We start from the raw sequence: 18,524 nt of genomic DNA, 5'->3' as shown, positions 1-18,524 counted from the left end.
GCCTTGTTAGATCAGGCGCACGGCATAGGGGGCCATGCCGCCTTGGCGTACTGGGGTGATACTGACGTTTTGGCCAGACTGGGGAGCTTCAACCATGGTGCCATCACCAAGGTAGATCGCCACGTGCTGGTTGCCGTTCGGGCCATAGAAGATAAGGTCGCCGCGCTCCATTTCGCTCGGAGAAATCTTCGTTCCCTTCTGGTACTGGTAACCGGTGTAGTGCGGCAAGGAGATACCCACACCCGCGAAGGCATACAGAACCAGACCCGAGCAGTCGAAACCAACCTTGTTGTAGTCACCGTGGGAGTCTGCAACGCCTCCATCACGGATGCCCTTGGTAGGGCCATTTGCGTCACCGCCGCCCCACGCATACGGAACTCCGACCTGGGAGGTGGCGCGCTCAATCACGGTCTCGATCTTTGCTTCGCGGGAGGCGTCGCCCAGCGTTGCCGATGCCTCCTTGGTCACGCTGTCGGTGGTATCAAGCTCTTCTAGGACGCCGGACACATCGGAGGCAAGAGAATCCTCGTCCTCAGTGGCCGTGGTTGTGGATGCCGATTCGCTCGTCGACGTCTCGGTGGATCCCGCTGCCGTGGACCCCGTGCTCTCGCCTTCGCCCTGAAGAGCAAACAGCTTCGAAGAGCCCTGCACAAGCGCGTCGATCTCGTCCTGGGTCAAGCTGTTGTTGTGGTTAGGCTGGGACGCCGCCACCATCGAGGCGACGGTTCCAACTACGCCGATGCCGAGGGCAACAGTCTCAGGATCGATGTCACCCGGATCAAAAGAGCTGCCGCCTCGGGGCTGCCCTGTCTCCTTCTTCTCAGAGCCCGTTGCGCGAGTAGAAGACAGCTCCTGCACGTTTGGATCCGAAGCAACCGCGTTTGCAGCGCTTGAAAGTTCCTTCATCTCCTCCGCAGAGGCCGCAGGGGTCGAGCGCTGTGCTTGGAGCGTAGGAGTCTTGGCATCAGAGGCCGAAGGGCCAGCCGGTGCGTTGGTCGTGGACTCGGCGGCAGTCGTTGTGTTGGCGGGCTCGGACGGGACTACCGTGGGCTCATCGGCGTCGTCGGTGGCCTCGGTGGCGTCCTGCGTATCGCTCTGCACCTCCGAAGTCAACGCTCCATCGTTGACCTCTGTTCCAGCCTCAGGGGTTGACACTTCATTTTCGTCAACCCCCTTAGCTTGATTGAGGGCCTTATGGAGAGCGGAGAGTTGTGAGAGAAGATCATCGCGCTCGGATGCCGAATCCTTGATGGAGGCTTCGGAGGCGGTGAGCTGATCGCGTGCCGCGGTCTCGGCATCGGCGGCCCGGTCTGCGCGCTCCTCAGCAAGCTGCTGGGTCTTACGCAGCTGAGATTCCTTATTGGCCTTTTCCGTCCGCTGCTTTTCCAAGTCACGCAACACGGCCTGTTGCTTATCGGATTGTGAACGTAGATAGGACTGACGCTCAAGCATATCCGAGCGGGCATCCTTACCTGCTGCATGCGCAACGGTGTCGGAGGTATTGGCGCGGCGGTAGGCCGAACGTGAGACCTCGTCCAACTTTGCTTGCGCATCCGCGACATCCGCCTGCGCGGCGTCGAGTTGCTCGCGCGCCGTCGTGGTCCCCTGGCGTGCCTGGGCCGCCTTGGTCCGAGCGTCGTTGAGATCGACGAGCGCCCGGTTCACAGATTCGCGTTGGATACCGATGGCCGCTTCAGCTTGAGCGATACGTTCCTCGATCTGCGCGATAGCGCCGGCGAGGTCAGCGATGGACGGATTATCGGAGGATAGCAGGGAGTCAATGTTGAGCTGCTCAGGTTCCGCCGCCACTGCAGGAGTGAGCGAGGAGGCAGTAGATAAGGCTGCAGTGGTCGCAATAGCAGCGAAGGCTGCTTTGAAGCGCCGGAAGCCGAAGGATGATGTGGTGGCCACGAGAGTTATCTCCTAGACACCTACCCATGTAGTTGTGCATCCCTACAGTATTTCCTCATGGCTGGGCGAAGCCGGATGCGGCAGCAGAAAACGTCGCTGGGACTTGAGGTTGCTTCTTCGCCAATAGCGAGTAGGTACTGCGGGGTGCGTCGCCTCCCCCACCACTTCGAAGCTGAAAGGTTGCATGCGTGCCTAAGGAAAGCCGTACGCTTCCTAGAGTTACGCCTTCGAGGCTGATGAAGCGGTGATGGATACGCGAACAAGAGTGGTCGAACGAGGCATGTACGTCCTGGCGCAGGCAGGAGTATTCCTGCGTTCGTGCCCCTAAAGGGCACTGTGTCCTGCCAACAACGGAGACACTAAAGGTACTGCGCGGGCGCTGTGTATGCACCAACGTCTCATCAGACCGCCGACCCAATCTTCCAGTTGCAGAGCGTCCCTCGCTCGATAGCGAGTACGCCTAGGACTAGCCGCGATCCGACGACGAAGGGGCACACATCTGGCTGAGGGCCACGTCTCTCACGGTTCCTCCTCGCTGGACGCCGCGCTCGTGAAAGCAGCAACTCGCGCCCACATGGCACAAGTGCCCGCCTCCATGGCTGGCACCCAACCGGAAACCGGAAGAGCATACGGCCGCTTCTTGCCCGCTACAAAGACGCGCACAATGAAGTGTGTGAAGCCTCTTCCACTCGGAAGGTAGGTGTTTCGATTTTTAAAAGTTGAACACTGGTACCGACTGCCTCGAGCAAACTGTTCTGCTACTCGCGTCAGCAGCGACACGACGTTCATCCACCAGGCGGTGAACCCCAACTGTTCCCTTCGCTCGTGGCGTGCTTCCCCACATACCCGTGCGACAAATCAATTGAGAGTCAAGGCTTGGTCCATGAACGTATGGAGCAATAGTCAACCCGTGAGTCGATACGTGAACCATACGTCACCGACACGCCATCTCGCACACTTTCCTCAACTTTCACATCAGCCACGTGCGGCCACAGGGCATGACAGGAGCACCTAACCTGCAATGACTTTGTTACCAAGGTGTGATTGTGATGTTTGTCACTTTTAGGTAACGCCCGCTCCCAAGGTCTGTTTCCAAGTCGGCCTGTCAGTGCGTGTGTGGCGTCACGCCTTGAGGCTTGTCTCACCGACCGCTCTCGTGATTGCCCCAGATTGCTACATCCGTCCTTCATGTCGGACTGGGGCACGATGCTCTAGCGGGCCATTTGACCCTCGGTGAAATTTCACGGCCTGGCAAGCCCCGCAATCACGGATAACTTGCCGTTCGGCGCGCGACGCAAACCACTCCCCCGCTTCGAAAGTAAAGGGATAGTGGTTGACTTTTGCCACTTCCCCACTCCCCTGCCGTCAGGCCCCAACGAGTAGCGAAGTGCGCGCCGTAGTTATTCCGCCTATTTTTCGGCGATCAAATTGTGCCGAGCAGACGCGCGGAAGGCTATCCATCCGACGGCCGAAGCGAGGCAGAAAAGGAGCCCCAGAATGATTCCCCATGGTGCTGAAAAATGGTCAGCGGTGGCATAGAAATCATTGAGCAGCGTGACCTGATCGAGACCGGTTGGCAACGCATCTTCGGCCGCCTCCAAGGTTGCGCGGTCATAAGAATTGCTCACCGCGGAGACCTTCATGGGCGCCTGCAAGATGACAGTGTCTAGCCCTGTCTGTTGCTGGAGGGTTGTCGCTAAGTCGCGGAGATCCGGAATCTTCTCCGGGAAGACGTCAACCACTGCGATACCGTGTCCGGGTTGTAATGAGGCTGAGATGTGGGCCTGGAGGTCGTCGTCAAGCGCCAGCTCCGGATTAGAGAAGGCAACGCCGTCGGCTGACAGCTGTGCGGCAATATCGTCTACATTTACGTCCGCCGGGATCATCTGCCACTCCTCGTTGTCTTGTAGCGCTTCGGTTCCCCAGATTCGTGGTCGAGCCTAAACCGCCGGACCCGGACAAGCTTCGCGACGCGCCGCTACCCCCAAAATGGATGAAACAGAACGCGCGTACTGTTATAGTGGTGTCGACCGAGGGTTCTTACATCTACAATGTATTAGAGAACATGCGCGTTCAAAGATCGTCGACACGCCTGGCCCCCTGAAGGGTCAGTGCTAGTCGGATAGTTCGACGAACCCTCGACAAGTGTTCGATAACCCACAAGCGAAAAGCAAGGAATGGAGCTCCTTATGACTGAAAGCCTGAACTCCTTCGGCGCCAAGAAGACTCTTGAGGTCAACGGTAAGTCTTATGACTACTTTGACATCAACGCAGTCGAGGGCCTGGAGAAGCTTCCGTACTCCCTCAAGGTTCTGGCTGAGAACCAGCTGCGCTACGAGGACGGTAAGAACGTAACCAAGGATCACATCAACGCTTTGGCCAATTGGGATCCGTCCGCTGAGCCGGATACTGAGATTCAGTTCACCCCGGCCCGCGTTCTCATGCAGGACTTCACTGGTGTCCCTTGCGTGGTGGACCTCGCAACCATGCGTGAGGCAATCACCGCACTCGGCGGCAAGCCGGACCAGGTGAACCCGCTCAACCCGGCCGAGATGGTTATTGACCACTCCGTCATCGTCGAAGCCTTCGGCTCCACCGAGGCCCTTGAGAAGAACGTTGAGATCGAGTACGAGCGCAACCAGGAGCGCTACCAGTTCCTGCGCTGGGGTGCTGAGAACTTCTCCAACTTCCGCGTTGTTCCCCCGGGAACCGGTATTGTCCACCAGGTCAACATTGAGTACCTCTCCCGCGTGGTCTTCGACAACGACGGTCTCGCATACCCGGATACCTGTATTGGTACCGACTCCCACACCACCATGGAGAACGGCCTAGGCATCCTGGGCTGGGGCGTTGGCGGCATCGAGGCAGAGGCAGCGATGCTGGGCCAGCCGGTGTCCATGCTGATCCCGCGCGTCGTGGGCTTCAAGCTCACCGGCGAGATTCCGACCGGCGTGACGGCTACCGACGTTGTTCTGACTATTACTGAGATGCTGCGTCAGCACGGCGTGGTTCAGAAGTTCGTTGAGTTCTACGGCAACGGCGTGAAGGCCGTGCCGCTGGCCAACCGTGCCACCATCGGTAACATGTCCCCCGAGTTCGGCTCCACCGCTGCAATCTTCCCGATCGACGAGGAGACCATCAAGTACCTCGAGCTCACCGGCCGCCCGCAGGAGCAGATCGACCGCGTCGAGGCATACGCCAAGGCTCAGGGTATGTGGCTGGAGCAGGATGCTCCGGAGGCAGAGTACTCCGAGTACCTCGAGCTGGACCTGTCCACCGTGAAGCCGTCCATCGCTGGCCCGAAGCGCCCGCAGGACCGCATCCTCCTCTCCGAGGCCAAGGAGCAGTTCCGTAAGGACCTGCCAACCTACGCTTCCGGTGACGTCGTCGTCGACGAATCCACCGTTGAGGCCAAGCGCATGACCGCCGAGGGCGGCGACGAGAACTCCCTCGTTGACGTGACCGGTGGCCTGAACAAATCCCGCGCAGGCGAGGGTGAGTCCGCTGCTAAGGGCAGCTCCGGCCGCCAGTCCAACCCGGTGACCGTCACCTCCCCGAACGGCGGCGAGTACACGCTGGACCACGGTATGGTTGCCATCGCTTCCATCACCTCCTGCACCAACACCTCCAACCCGTCCGTCATGGTCGGCGCTGGTCTTATCGCACGTAAGGCTGCTGAAAAGGGCCTGAAGTCCAAGCCGTGGGTTAAGACCATTTGTGCTCCGGGTTCCCAGGTTGTCGATGGCTACTTCCAGCGCGCAGACCTGTGGAAGGATCTGGAGGCCCTGGGCTTCTACCTCTCCGGCTTCGGCTGCACCACCTGTATCGGTAACTCCGGCCCGCTGCCGGAGGAGATCTCCAACGCCATCAACGAGCATGATCTGGCTGCTACCGCGGTGCTTTCCGGTAACCGTAACTTCGAGGGCCGTATTTCCCCGGACGTCAAGATGAACTACTTGGCTTCCCCCATCATGGTCATTGCCTACGCTATTGCCGGCACCATGGACTTCGATTTCGAGACCCAGCCGCTGGGCCAGGATCAGGATGGCAACGATGTCTTCCTCAAGGACATCTGGCCTTCCCCGCAGGAGATCGAGGACACCATCCAGCAGGCCATCTCCCGCGAGCTCTACGAGGCTGACTACGCCGACGTGTTCAAGGGTGACGACGCATGGCGCAGCCTGGACGTTCCGGAGGGCGAGACCTTCAAGTGGAACGAGGACTCCACCTACATCCGCAAGGCACCGTATTTCGACGGCATGCCGACTGAGCCGGAACCGGTTCAGGACATCAAGGGCGCTCGCGTTCTTGCTAAGCTCGGTGACTCCGTGACCACCGACCACATTTCCCCGGCCTCTTCCATCAAGCCGGGTACCCCGGCCGCTCAGTACCTCGATGCCAACGGTGTGGAGCGCCAGGACTACAACTCCCTGGGTTCCCGTCGTGGTAACCACGAGGTCATGATGCGCGGTACCTTCGCTAACATCCGCCTCCAGAACCAGCTGGTCGACGTCGCTGGTGGCTACACCCGCGACTTCACCCAGGAAGGCGCACCGCAGGCCTTCATCTTCGACGCCTGCGAGAGCTACAAGGCAGCCGATATCCCGCTGGTTGTCCTGGCAGGTAAGGAGTACGGCACCGGTTCCTCCCGTGACTGGGCTGCTAAGGGCACCAACCTACTTGGCGTGAAGGCTGTCATCACTGAGTCCTTCGAGCGCATCCACCGCTCGAACCTCATTGGTATGGGCGTTATTCCGCTGCAGTTCCCGGAGGGCGAGTCCCACGAGTCCCTCGGCTTGGACGGCACCGAAACCTTTGACATCGAAGGTATCGAGGCTCTCAACGAGGGCGGCATTCCGAAGTCGGTTCACGTAACCGCCACCAAGGAATCCGGCGAGACCGTTGAGTTTGATGCCAAGGTTCGCATCGACACGCCTGGTGAGGCCGACTACTACCGCCACGGCGGCATCCTGCAGTTCGTTCTACGCCAGATGGTCAAGGCCTAAACCAACCTTGCCCACCATGCAGGTTCCCCGGATACGGTGCGGCCTGCATAGTTAGGCGGATAGGCCAGCTAGCAACATCGAGTGCTGGCTGGCCTTTCTGCTTCTCTCCCCCCTCATCCCTTCATACTTCTGTCACCTGTCTATCCCCCAGCCGTGCTTAAGGAGCTTTTCCCCAACCATGCCGATTATGAGCGACTCCGAACTGAACCGCCGCCGCCATGACATTCTGGTTGGCGCACGTAAATGCTTCGCTGAGCACGGCTACGACGGCGCGACGGTGCGGCGTCTCGAAGAAGCCACAGGCAAATCGCGCGGGGCTATCTTTCACCACTTCGGCGATAAAGAGTCTCTCTTTTTGGCCCTGGCCCGGGAAGACGCGGCCCGCGAAGCCGAGGTTGTAGCAAACAACGGTCTCGTTGAGGTAATGAGCGAGATGTTGCGTCACCCAGAGCGCCACGATTGGCTCGCCACCAGACTCGCGGTGACCTCGATGTTGCGCACCGATCCCTCCTTCGCTGCTCGGTGGCATGAAGAGCAGCAGGTTTTGGATAAGGCGGTTCGCGCGCGCTTGGAATCAAACGCTGAGAAGGGCCGGCTGCGCGACGACGTCTCCATCGATACCCTCGTAACTTATCTGGAGACCTTCATGGACGGTTTTATCAACCGCCTGGCCCTCGGGGACACGAAGAATCTAGAACAGGTGTTGTCCTTAGTAGAGCAATCGATTCGTGGCCCACACGCCGATCACTAAGCGCTTAACACTCAGTGCCGGAGTGTGGTTGACGCTACACTGTGGCGCATGGACCATACTCCCCTACAGCTTCCGCGGACGCAGTGTGGAATTAGTCTCAACGCCACACCCCGGCTTGCCCCGAAAGAACAGCGTGCCCACGATGCTCAGCCGAACCCCCGAATGGATAATTCAGGGATCCGCGAGGTCATCGAGGAGGCTGGGCCCCAGCCTGGGCGCCTGAAGCTCAGCGACCTGGCAGTCTGGGTCATCATAGGTCTAGTTGGACTATTTATGTGCAAGATGTCGATCTCTTTCTTCGCTGGTGATTTTGGTCCTCCGCGATTCAGCTTCTCTGACATCGGCATATTTTCGTTAATCCCTATCATTTTGTGTTTCCTCAGCGCGACCTTTCTCGCTGTGAGCCTGTGGAACATCCTCAAGGAGATCGGTCAAGCTCGGCGTCTGCGCACCGCGTGGCGCAATGGCTGGGTAGAATACCGTCCCGCTCTCATCGGTGAGTTGGTTTACCTGCGCAGCAAAACCGAAGGTCCCGACGATCGTGAACGGACCTATTTCTATTACTCCGCGCCGCTCATGATCCTTCAACCAGACGGAACAATGGCGAAGGCCATGTCCGGAGAGTTCCGCGCAAACAACCCGAACTCGTTGAGATCACGTGGCGCTGCACTGGCAGAGGGCTCCCGGATCGCTACCGTGGATACTGCGAACAATAATGGCTGGACCGTCGCTGCTTACCGCACCGACGGAACGAGCTCGGAGGCGGAACTCTCCAATGGACTCACCGGCCGCCAAGTTGATGCCGTTCTCCAATTCGCCGAACAGCATTGGGTGCGCTAAGCCGCTGTTCGATTGGTTGGCCCGCCGCCCAACACGGGTCCTACTCCCCATTGGGTGTTGAACCGACGAGAAAGGCAGCTCTAACCCCTTTACACTGTGATCCATGACGCAATCTTCTATTCAATTGCCTCGGTCACCGCTGAAATTTGATGCAGTCAGCGCAGGCTCCCTCGCGCCTAAGGAGTTAAAGGAGCATGATCAGCAGCCGAACCCTAACGTGGACCGCAGCGGTATACGCGAAGCTATCAATAGTGTCGGGCGACCGATCGGCCAAGCCAATCTCGGCGCGATCATCTTTGGATTCATCTTCATCTCCATGGGTGTCATGTCCCTATTCTTCACAGTGTTCCATGTGCTATTCCTCTTTGTCCTATTTCCGGGCGCAGACGGAACGAACGGCGGGATACCAATAGCCAGCATTATCAACGGGCTTGCCGCACTGGTATTCATCTTTGTCGGAGTCATGCTCGTGCGGGGTCGCTGGGGAAGGAGAACTAGGTTGCGGACCGCCTGGGCGAATGGGTGGGTTGAGTACCGTCCTGCGTTAATCGGGGAGCTCGTCTACAAGCGCCGCGTCGACTACAACGACAACACCGACTACTATTACACCGCCCCGATACTCATCTTGCAGCCAGACGGCTCGTTGACAAAGGGCATGACTGCGGAGTTCATCGCTCCGAACCCGAATTGGCTGAAGCTTCGCGGCCGGCTGCTCGCCGATGGTCCCCTCGTCGCAACCGTTGACTTCAACCACAATAACGGCTGGAGTGTGGTGGGATACCGCGCCGACTCGGACAAACCGCAACTAGAACTCCAGCATGGTCTGCGCAAGAAGAACATCGAGGCGGCGCTGTCTTTTGCTGAGCAGAACTGGGTAAAAGGTTAACGCTCAACAGCGTGCCATCGGGACGCCCCACCTTCTTCAGGAGCCCACCACAATGTCTCAGCAAGCGATAGCCCCCTTCGACTTTCCGGATCATGAATACTCCGAAAGGCTCATTCCTCGTAGCTTAAGGGAAGTATCTTCGCCAAACCCTTCTCCTACGACAGCTGCCGTCGGTCGCGCCATTGCAGCGGCTGGGCCATTGCCGGGTCGATCCACATCTGGATGGAAGAACCTGCGGACCAAGCTCATCGTGGCGGTAGTGCTACTCGCTATCGCGATATCAGCCATTATCGGCGAAGATACGTCCATCAGCTCGGGGTGGCAGGGATTGGCCGTCGCAGTCTTTGTCCTCGTGCTCGTGGTCGCGGCAGGTAGACAGATTCGGTCCATTCGCAGTTCAACGTGGGGCGCACGCCGACTGGGCACCGCCGCAGAAAAAGGCTGGATTGAGTACTATCCCGCTCTGCTCAGCGAGATCTGGCAGACCGGTCGGCACGTGCCGCATGCCGATCCCACCGAGTACTACTACAAAGCCAAGGTGCGCCTCTTCCTCCCCGACGGCACGGTTCAAGAAATCATCAGCGACGAGTTTGAATCCCACACGTCTCCCCGGTCCTTCCGCGAGCAAGGTATTGCCGTGGTGCGCTTCCAAAGCCAAGCCACCTTCGAGCACACCACGGGGTGGTACATCGCCGCCCACCTCGCTACTAAACCTTTTCGCCAGGCGAGCTTGCACAACGGTCTGACCCGCGAGCAAGTAAGTGCTGGCCTTAACGCCGCGGCGTCTCCTGCATCCTAGATGTCCTTAACGCGGCCTTCACCATCGATGAACTCCAGAGGCGAGGCCGGGAAGCTATCGCGGCGAGCAACCTCAGCGACAACCTCGGCAACAAGCTCCCGGGAAGTGGTCAGCTTTCCGGTCCGCTCTGCATCCTTGTCCAACACGGTGATGCCACGCGAAGGCTCTTCAGTCAGGGCCGCAGGGCCCAGGATGAGGTAGTTAAGATCCGTGAAATTGAGCTTATTGTCTACGGCCTTCTTGGACTCCACGTAGGCGTACCACTTCTCATCCGCAGGATCGGTCGTGTTCTCCGTAGCGCCGATGTAGGAAATCATCACGTAGGCCGGGGTGTGCTTCCCCTCCTCCGCTAGCTTCTCCAAGCCAGCGATGGAGGCAAGTGCCGCATCGCGGTCGACTGCCCACGTCACTTCCGCACCCGCGCGGCCACCGTTTCCAGCGCCCCACACGACGACGTCATAGTCAGCCAAAAGCTCTGCCCAGTCCTCAACAGAAAGCTCGGTGAGATCGCGCACCACTGCGGTGGCGCCTAGGGCTTCAATATCAGCGACCTGGTCGGGGCTACGGATAAGGGAATGGACGGTGAGGTTGGCGTCGACAAGCTTGGGCGCCGCCAAAAGCCCAACCTTTCCGTGGCCGCCGATGTACAAAACCTTCTTGCGTGCAGTTGTTGTCGTATCAGTCATGTGCGCCACCGTACGCGCTATCTGATCTCACTGCAGGACCCCAGGGCAGCTGGAAAAACGTACAGGTTACAATCTAGTCATGATCGCCATCATGACTGTTACCGGTGTCGATAACACCGGCATTATCTCCGCCGTGTCCACCGCCCTCGCAGAACTTAACGTCAATATCGTTGACGTCTCCCAGACGCTCATGTCTGAGTACTTCACCATGATCTTGCGCGTCGAATTCGATGAGAACGAGGTCAGCATCCAGCAGCTCCAGGAGCGGATGAACACCGTCGGTGAGTCCATCAAGCAATCCATTCGCGTGCAGTCGGAAGCGCTGTTCACCGCAATGAACGAGATTTAGGGACGATAACCAGTCATGCTTAACCGCTTCAATACCGCCAGCATTCTCGACACCATCGAGATGATCGAGAAGTACCGTCTCGATATCCGCACCGTCACTATGGGCATTTCGCTGCTCGGCTGCACCCGCTCCACTATGGAAGCCACCGCCGAGGCCGTGTACGACCTCGTGACATCCCGCGCCGCACACCTGGTTGAGGTGTGCGAGGGAATCGAGGCCGAGCTCGGCATCCCGATTGTCAACAAGCGCATCTCTGTCACCCCCATCGCGCTCATCGTGGCCGGTATCGAAGGAAACCCCGTGGACGTTGCCCGCGCGCTGGATCGCGCTGCCGCAGCGACCGGTGTTGACTTCGTCGGTGGCTACTCCGCGCTCGTCGAAAAGGGCGCAACGACCGCCGAAAAGGCGCTTATCCGTTCCATCCCGGAAGCCCTGGCAGAGACAAACCTGGTCTGCTCCTCGGTGAATATCGCTTCCTCCCGCGCCGGCATCAACATGAATGCTGCGGCACAGATGGGACGCATCATCAAGGAAGCTGCCGAGCTCACCAAGGAGCGCAGCGCCATCGGCTGCGCCAAGCTCGTGATCTTCTCCAACTCCGTGGGCGATAACCCCTTCATGGCCGGTGCCTTCCACGGCATTGAGGAACCGGACTGCGTCGTTTCCGTAGGTGTATCGGGCCCGGGCGTGGTCGATCGCGCGCTCGGCTCCCTTGAGGGCGCCACCCTCAACGAGGTCGCCGAAGAGGTCAAGAAGGCGGCCTTCAAGGTCACCCGCGCCGGCCAGCTCGTGGGTGAAATGGCTTCGGAGCGCCTCGGTGTCCCGTTCGGCATCATTGACCTCTCCCTTGCTCCCACCGCAGAGCTGGGTGACTCCGTCGCGCACATCCTGGAGCACATGGGCCTCGACCAAGTGGGCACGCACGGCACCACGGCAGCGCTCGCACTGCTTAACGACGCCGTCAAGAAGGGCGGCATGATGGCCTGCTCCCGCGTGGGTGGGCTGTCGGGTTCCTTCATCCCGGTTTCCGAGGACAAGGGCATGATCGATGCGGTGCGCACCGGTGCCATCTCCATCGACAAGCTGGAGGCCATGACCTCGATCTGCTCGGTGGGCCTAGACATGATCGCCATCCCGGGCGATACCTCTGCTGAGACCATCGCCGGCATGATCGCGGATGAGGCCGCCATTGGCGTGATGAACCATAAAACAACCGCCGTGCGCGTTATCCCTGCTCCTGGTACCAAGGCTGGCGACGAGGTCAACTTCGGCGGCCTTCTAGGCTACGCTCCGGTCATCCCGGTTAACCAGGTAGGCAACTCCACCTTCATCAACCGTGGTGGCTTCATTCCGGCACCGGTGCACGGTTTCCGCAACTAGTCAGCGCACGAAAGTCTGCATCGCCTTCCCAATAATCACGTGAACAAACAAGTGCTGGCCTCTGTACACCTCTGGGTCAGCACTTGTTGTCGATTCACCACGATTGACCGCGATTAGCTGCAGGTAATCTTCACTTCGAATGGCTTCGTTTCCCCGGTGGTTGGATTACTTCCATTAGACAAAAGGCCTTCACCCGACATCGTGTAGGTGTCGCCTTCCTTCGATGCCGTGGCGGAACCCATCGGGCTGCTCTCGGCGTATGCCAGCGTGTTCCCCTCCCCATCTACCATTCCGAGAGCCTTGACCGTTAGGTTTTCATCAGTACTAAGCACGGCGGTAATGCTGGCTGTACCAGCCCCTTCGGGTGCTACGGTCAGGTTCATCGAACCAGCTGCCTCCTGGCAAAGGATAGTTTCGTTTTCAACCTCGATCGCCTTTCCATCGACCGTGGCTTCATAGCTGCCACCTGTTGAGTCGGCCTGATCGTCTGATCCTGCAGTGGACTCTGCGTCGGAGTCAGTGCTATCGGCAGACTCTGAGATTGCGGCAGAATCTACGTTGGTGTCTTCGGTAGTTTTCTCACCTTCAGCTGCAGCTTGGGTGGTATCAACTGCTGATTTCTCGCTGACGTCACCGTCAGATTGTGAACAAGCAGCGAGCGTCGTCAACGCGATAGCCGCTACAAGAGACGTAATAGACTTAGCTACTTTCATTGGCTTTCCCTTCTTTGAGTTTGGCCACTCATGCGTGACGCAGATAACACAAACACTAGTGAAGGTTCGTTTAGCGGGGCGCAAACATGCTCCCCCACGCGGGGGTAATCATGCTCAATGCTGTTGATCAATGAAGAGTGACGCCCCCTTCGACTAGTTCACTCCACTGACCGCTTGACCCTCACACAATGTGAGGGTTTAGTTTGGTCCTATGAAGATTTCAGACGTTGCCGCGGTCGCTGGTTGTTCAGTGCGATCCGTGCGCCATTTGCACGAGACGGGTGCGGTTCCCGAACCAGCACGCACCAGCGGAAACTATCGCGATTACTCGATCTCCGATCTCGCCGCAGTTGTTCGTGCGCGAGCACTGATCGACGCCGGCGTTGCCGTTGCTGATGTCTCCTCTCCCGACGCCATCGAGCGCTCGTTCGCCATTGTGGACGAAAAAATCGCTCGTCTGCAGCGACAACGTGAGAAGCTGCGTGCTTTGGCCGCAGCACCTCATGGAACCCCCAACGATATTCGAGAGTCCTTGAGCGAAGTTATCGAAGACCCAGCAATGCTGCAGCTGGAATTGGACTCCTGGGATCTCATGGCGCTTACCGGCGTCGCTACATCAGCGACCTGGGAACAGCTTCGAAAGAACCTCGCTGACGACGATTGCCGTGCAGTTCTCCGCAGAGTTGAAACCTTGTGGCGAGAGCTTGGCTCGCTGTCCCCGCGTGATCGTCGGGTTGCGCTTATCGTCGAGACGCTGCGCAACATGGGCGAACACGGGTTGATGCGAGGAATCTACCCAACGCTGCTGCCTGGCAACGCTTCGCTGACCGTGACTGATGCGCCGACGACTGGTGCGCAAGGTGCAGCACTCGAGGCTTTGGCTGGAGACTCACGTGACTAGCGTCTGGCGATGTGTAGAAAAGCATCCTGGATTTCGCCTTGCCAAGTATGAATTGGGCCTCTACCGGGATCTGTGGCGCTGGATACGAGGACAAACGCTGCTTCCAGTTGGCGCCGTGGCACTTCCCCACCCTCCTGGAAGGCTCCAAATGCTTGGCTTCATTACTGCGATATTGCTGGTTGAAATGGTAGTTGTTCACCTTCTTTTGCCTGCGGGCGTTCTGCGAATTGTGGCATTGCTGTTGTCGCTGTGGGCCATCATCTTTGTGTGGGGCCTGATTGCCGCTGAGCGCATTCGCCCCAGTTATGTCACCGAGAATCTCACGGTATTGCGGCGCGGGAAAACAATCTTCGTTGAGGTACCGATGTCTCTAGTCCGCAGCACACAGGCGGAACGCACCTTCGAATCAGCGGTTGTCCTTAGCAACGACGAGCTCATAGTAGGCGGCCCAGCCGGGACCGATACTCTCCTGCTCCTCAGCAAGCCTGTCCAGGCATCACCAGATCGCTACCCATGGCAGCGCGCTCGCTCGATGGAGGTTACGAAGGTGCGCTTTTATGGTGCTGCTTCTCGGTAGTCGCTAGCGTTGCGTAGTTGCTGCTCAAGCTCCGAAATCATTGGCAAGGCCAGCTCCGCGCGTTCGGCATCAATTCCCCACTTCTCCGGTGCACTGCGGACCATGTGGGCTGTGGCCTTGAGAAAGCGGGCGAAGTTTTCCACGACGGCGCGGTTGTTGTTGCGCACGCCTTCGGTAAGCACGGTATTGCTTAGCCTTTCGATCCAGATTTCGAGGATGTGAGTCGAGGTGCTTTTGCCAATTGTGGTGCAGGCAGCACGCGCAAGCCGCAAGCCCTCATCGTCATGCCACACTCCTCCGGGGGCGCGAAGGCGGCACGAGATGATCGCTGCGCCTTCGACGGCAGGGATCCTCCCCTTGCGAACACAGGTTTCTACATAGTCAGCGCCGCAACCAACGGCCATAATAGGGCCGATGTCTTTAACAATGCCGCGTGTGTCATCCTCCGTGACATACCACGCGCGGAAGGTGAGGTAGTCCTCGTAGTGGAAGTGTCCTGCCTCCGTGAGCACGTTGAGCAAGCGAGCGGACAAAGCCTTCGTCCACACCTTGTCTGTACGCAGGTAGCCGCTGAGGCGTTCACGAATTTGATCAAGATGGTCATCCCACTGACCGGACTCAATGCCCTCTTTCAATTCGGTATAGGCCCAGTCCACGCGGACCTCAGGTCGTTTGCTCACTAATCCGGTGAGCAACGGTTCAATAACGGAATCGAGGTTATTGGCGGTGTTCATGACTTCTTCCTCTCCTGCGGCAGCACGCCGGGGTCTGACCACTTCTAGACCCTGTGCGTGGGAAGCGGAAGGACCCAAGAGAAGAGTCTTGAGCGGTGTGTGGTTGTGGCCCCGATTCTAGCGCACTATAGGTTTTCTGGAAGACCAAGAAGAGTTGCTGCGCGCAGAAACTCTCGATGGGCGCTGGCAACATCGACGGCGGTGACCAACGCAGCATTAGCGGGCCGACCCCAGTGACCGCGCAGGTCCGCCACGCTCGTTCCGCGCAACCATTCCGGTTCACTGACTACCCGCACGGTGGTCGCGGTGGAAAAGAACGGGACCTTCTGCAGCGCCACCATGCAGGTGAGCAGATCATGTATCTGAGCCTGATATCCCGCGCCGTGCGCCTCATGAAATTCGAAGTAGAAGCGCATAATCTCCGGTAGAACGTCCGCCACCGGGTGCTGCGCGAGCGCTTCACGCAGTCGTTCCAACTGCGTCGGGCCGATGAGCATCGTCTCAGTGACGTTGAGTGGGCACAGCGTGATGGGCCTCGAGGTGGATTCAAAGAAGTCGCGCGCAGCATGCGGGTCGACCCAGAAGTTCCACTCCGCCGTTGGCGTGGTGTTGCCGGGATAGTTCACAGCACCACCCATGATGGTGACACCGGAGAAGCAGGCGTAGTCGGCAGCGTGCTCCGCAGCAAAGTGCGCGGCATTGGTCAATGGACCGGTCACGATGAGCTGCGCGTTGCGGCCCGCAGCTTCGGTCCAGATGCTGGTCCACTCAAGATTCTCCGCAGGAGTATGCTCCTCCGGCACGCTCAGGTACCCAAGGCCGCTTGGGCCGTGGGTTTCCGGAGTCGTCACGAGCTCCACCTGGCTGGGCTTCGGAAGCCCCGCAGCGACAAGTACCTCATCCAGGCCACACAGTTGCAGGATGTAGGCAGCATTGCGGGTGGTCTGTTCAATCCCGACGTTTCCAGCGGTGGTAGTAACACCGACCAGTTCGATCTCTCCGGCGCGGTGAAGTGCGGCGAGGTAGATCAACGCTAGGGCATCGTCGATACCGGGGTCGCAATCAAGGAGAACAGGCTGGGCGGTCATGCCCGAAAGTCTATTAGGCCAATTCCACGATTTCCATGTACTCGTCGTTCCACAAATCCTCATCGCCATCAGGCATGATGATGACGCGCTCCGGCTTGAGTGCCTTAACCGCACCTGGGTCGTGAGTAACCAAGACCACGGCACCGGTGTAGGTGCCTAGGGCATCGAGCACCTGCTCGCGGGACTGTGGGTCTAGGTTGTTTGTGGGCTCGTCGAGAAGCAGCACGTTGGCGCGTGAGGACACCAGCGTTGCCAGCGACAGTCGGGTTTTCTCACCACCGGAGAGCGTTCCGGCAGGCTGTTCCAACTTGTCACCGGAGAACATGAAGGCGCCCAGCAGACCGCGCAAATCCTGCTGGCCAGCGTCAGGGCATGCCTCAATCGTGTTTTCCCACACGGTCTTGTCTGGATCGATGTTGTCGTGTTCCTGGGCAAAGTATCCGATGCGCAGTCCATGGCCGGAAACGATTCCGCCTTCGCCGTCGGTGCGTTCCACGCCCGCCAGCAGCTTGAGCAGGGTCGTCTTGCCGGCACCGTTGTAGCCCAGCACGACCACGCGGGACCCCTTGTCGATGGCCAAGTCGACGCCAGCGAAGACCTCCAGCGAGCCATACATTTTGGTCAGGCCCTTGGCGTTCATCGGGGTCTTGCCGCAGGGTGCAGGTTCGGGGAACTTGATGTTGGCCACCTTGTCGGCCACGCGGACATCATCGAGCTCGTTCATCATGCGCTCTGCACGGTGCAGCATCTGCTTGGCGGCGGCGGCCTTCGTGGCCTTCGCTCCCAACTTGGCGGCTTGCTTGTGCAGGGCTGCGGCCTTCTTCTCCGCGTTGGCGCGCTCGCGGCGGCGACGAGCTTCATCGGTGGCGCGGGCGGCGAGGTACTTCTTAAAGCCCATGTTGTAGACGTCTGCTTCGGCGCGAACGGCATCGAGGAACCAAACCTTGTTGCACACGGCCTCGAGCAGATCGACGTCGTGCGAAATCATCACGAGGCCACCCTCATGCTTGGACAGGAAGCCGCGCAGCCAGGTAATCGAGTCCGCGTCGAGGTGGTTCGTGGGCTCGTCGAGAAGCAATGTGGTCTGAGACTTGCCGGAGCCAGCCGAAGCTGCAAAAAGAATCTGCGCCAGCTCCACGCGGCGGCGCTGACCGCCGGACAGCGTCTTGAGCTGCTGGTCGAGCACACGCTGCGGCAGGCCCAAGTTGTCGCAGATCTGCGCGCATTCGGAGTCCGCCTCATAGCCACCTAAGGTGTGGTATTCCTCTTCCAGGCGGGAGAACTTACGAATGGCCCTGTCGCGGAATTTATCGTCCGTGGCGGTTTCCATCAACTCTTGTTGCTTGGCCATGCGGCGCTTGATCTCATCCAAACCGCGCGCAGAGAGCACGCGCTCACGCGCAGTCTGCTCAATATTGCCTTCGCGGGAATCCTGCGGCAGGTAACCAATCGGACCTGAGCGCGTTACCGAGCCGCCATAGGGCTCGGTCTCCCCCGCCAGGATGCGCATGGTGGTCGTCTTGCCCGCGCCGTTGCGCCCGACCAGGCCGATGCGATCCCCCGGCTGCACGCGAAGGTGCTGGCCGGGGGCGTCGAGAAGCGTGCGTGCGCCCACGCGCACCTCGAAATCATTGGTCACAATCACGTCGAAACAGTCTAGCAACCAGGGTAGTTAATCCCGAACCGACAGTGCGCAGACCGAAGACCGCGCTCAAGCCACCGTCAACACGTATATCCCCAGACCTGGATCCCGAAATCTCAAAGTGGTCGGTGGGGGCGTCGGCAAGCGCTGGGCGACGCCGACCTGCGAGTTTCGGGTTCCAGGTCTGGGGCTTTGCAATTGGTTGAAGCGACCGCGGTGCCACAAACCGGGGCTGTTCCCAGAAATGCACCACACCGCCGG

16 protein-coding genes are annotated in these 18,524 nt (G+C 59.2%); 9 read left to right on the top strand and 7 right to left on the bottom strand.

The window, feature by feature from the left end; translation table 11 throughout:
* Positions 1-6: 6 nt before the first annotated feature.
* Together HMPREF2932_RS10560 and HMPREF2932_RS10555 are read right to left on the bottom strand one after the other, a co-directional pair.
* The gene (locus HMPREF2932_RS10560) at positions 7-1,911 is read right to left on the bottom strand and encodes a DIP1281 family NlpC/P60 protein (RefSeq protein WP_070821071.1); all 1,905 of its coding nucleotides are present in this window, start codon (positions 1,909-1,911) and stop codon (positions 7-9) included.
* Between the two features lie 1,409 nt (positions 1,912-3,320).
* Complete coding sequence (locus tag HMPREF2932_RS10555) at positions 3,321-3,797, bottom strand: Rv1476 family membrane protein (RefSeq protein ID WP_049157675.1); 477 nt, start codon at positions 3,795-3,797, stop codon at positions 3,321-3,323.
* Positions 3,798-4,100: 303 nt separating this feature from the next.
* Between HMPREF2932_RS10555 and can the strand changes: the two genes are divergently transcribed.
* The 5 genes from can (at position 4,101) to HMPREF2932_RS10530 (ending at position 10,193) form a co-directional block, all read left to right on the top strand.
* Positions 4,101-6,917, top strand: a complete 2,817-nt coding sequence (gene can / locus HMPREF2932_RS10550; protein ID WP_210397782.1) for an aconitate hydratase — start codon at positions 4,101-4,103, stop codon at positions 6,915-6,917.
* Between the two features lie 178 nt (positions 6,918-7,095).
* Entirely contained in the window at positions 7,096-7,668 is a 573-nt protein-coding gene (locus HMPREF2932_RS10545) for a TetR/AcrR family transcriptional regulator (RefSeq protein ID WP_046649128.1), read from the top strand.
* Between the two features lie 48 nt (positions 7,669-7,716).
* Positions 7,717-8,508, top strand: coding sequence for a hypothetical protein (locus HMPREF2932_RS10540; RefSeq protein WP_246818664.1), 792 nt, complete (start codon positions 7,717-7,719; stop codon positions 8,506-8,508).
* Between the two features lie 103 nt (positions 8,509-8,611).
* A complete protein-coding gene (locus tag HMPREF2932_RS10535; RefSeq protein WP_070821069.1) occupies positions 8,612-9,394 on the top strand; it encodes a hypothetical protein in 783 nt (260 codons plus the stop codon).
* A 52-nt stretch (positions 9,395-9,446) separates the two neighbouring features.
* A complete protein-coding gene (locus HMPREF2932_RS10530) occupies positions 9,447-10,193 on the top strand; it encodes a hypothetical protein (protein WP_071410113.1) in 747 nt (248 codons plus the stop codon).
* Here the strand turns inward: HMPREF2932_RS10530 and HMPREF2932_RS10525 are convergent.
* Positions 10,190-10,879 carry an SDR family oxidoreductase gene (locus tag HMPREF2932_RS10525; protein WP_071407069.1) on the bottom strand — a complete coding sequence of 230 codons (690 nt, stop codon included), beginning with the start codon at positions 10,877-10,879 and terminating at the stop codon, positions 10,190-10,192. The genes HMPREF2932_RS10530 and HMPREF2932_RS10525 overlap by 4 nt on opposite strands.
* A gap of 79 nt (positions 10,880-10,958) precedes the next feature.
* Here HMPREF2932_RS10525 and HMPREF2932_RS10520 point away from each other — a divergent pair, with 79 nt between their 5' ends.
* Positions 10,959-11,228, top strand: coding sequence for an ACT domain-containing protein (locus tag HMPREF2932_RS10520; RefSeq protein ID WP_010186707.1), 270 nt, complete (start codon positions 10,959-10,961; stop codon positions 11,226-11,228).
* Between the two features lie 15 nt (positions 11,229-11,243).
* Positions 11,244-12,608, top strand: a complete 1,365-nt coding sequence (locus HMPREF2932_RS10515; RefSeq protein ID WP_046649124.1) for a PFL family protein — start codon at positions 11,244-11,246, stop codon at positions 12,606-12,608.
* A gap of 113 nt (positions 12,609-12,721) precedes the next feature.
* Here the strand turns inward: HMPREF2932_RS10515 and HMPREF2932_RS10510 are convergent, their stop codons facing one another.
* Positions 12,722-13,321, bottom strand: coding sequence for a lipoprotein LpqH (locus HMPREF2932_RS10510; protein WP_071410112.1), 600 nt, complete (start codon positions 13,319-13,321; stop codon positions 12,722-12,724).
* A gap of 211 nt (positions 13,322-13,532) precedes the next feature.
* Here HMPREF2932_RS10510 and HMPREF2932_RS10505 point away from each other — a divergent pair, with 211 nt between their 5' ends.
* Positions 13,533-14,222 carry a MerR family transcriptional regulator gene (locus tag HMPREF2932_RS10505; protein WP_071410111.1) on the top strand — a complete coding sequence of 230 codons (690 nt, stop codon included), beginning with the start codon at positions 13,533-13,535 and terminating at the stop codon, positions 14,220-14,222.
* A 148-nt stretch (positions 14,223-14,370) separates the two neighbouring features.
* Complete coding sequence (locus tag HMPREF2932_RS10500) at positions 14,371-14,799, top strand: hypothetical protein (RefSeq protein WP_246818663.1); 429 nt, start codon at positions 14,371-14,373, stop codon at positions 14,797-14,799.
* Here the strand turns inward: HMPREF2932_RS10500 and HMPREF2932_RS10495 are convergent.
* The 3 genes from HMPREF2932_RS10495 to HMPREF2932_RS10485 all read right to left on the bottom strand — a co-directional run bounded on the left by HMPREF2932_RS10495 (position 14,778) and on the right by HMPREF2932_RS10485 (position 18,266).
* The gene (locus HMPREF2932_RS10495; protein WP_071410110.1) at positions 14,778-15,533 is read right to left on the bottom strand and encodes a hypothetical protein; all 756 of its coding nucleotides are present in this window, start codon (positions 15,531-15,533) and stop codon (positions 14,778-14,780) included. The genes HMPREF2932_RS10500 and HMPREF2932_RS10495 overlap by 22 nt on opposite strands.
* 125 nt (positions 15,534-15,658) lie before the next feature.
* Entirely contained in the window at positions 15,659-16,621 is a 963-nt protein-coding gene (locus HMPREF2932_RS10490) for a nucleoside hydrolase (protein WP_071410109.1), read from the bottom strand.
* Positions 16,622-16,634: 13 nt separating this feature from the next.
* Complete coding sequence (locus HMPREF2932_RS10485) at positions 16,635-18,266, bottom strand: ABC-F family ATP-binding cassette domain-containing protein (RefSeq protein ID WP_046649119.1); 1,632 nt, start codon at positions 18,264-18,266, stop codon at positions 16,635-16,637.
* Positions 18,267-18,524 lie beyond the last annotated feature (258 nt).

Origin of the sequence: Corynebacterium sp. HMSC074H12 (assembly GCF_001813755.1) — a bacterium.
GTDB classification, from domain to species: Bacteria; Actinomycetota; Actinomycetes; order Mycobacteriales; family Mycobacteriaceae; genus Corynebacterium; species Corynebacterium hiratae.
This window is presented reverse-complemented; position numbering and strand designations above follow the sequence as displayed.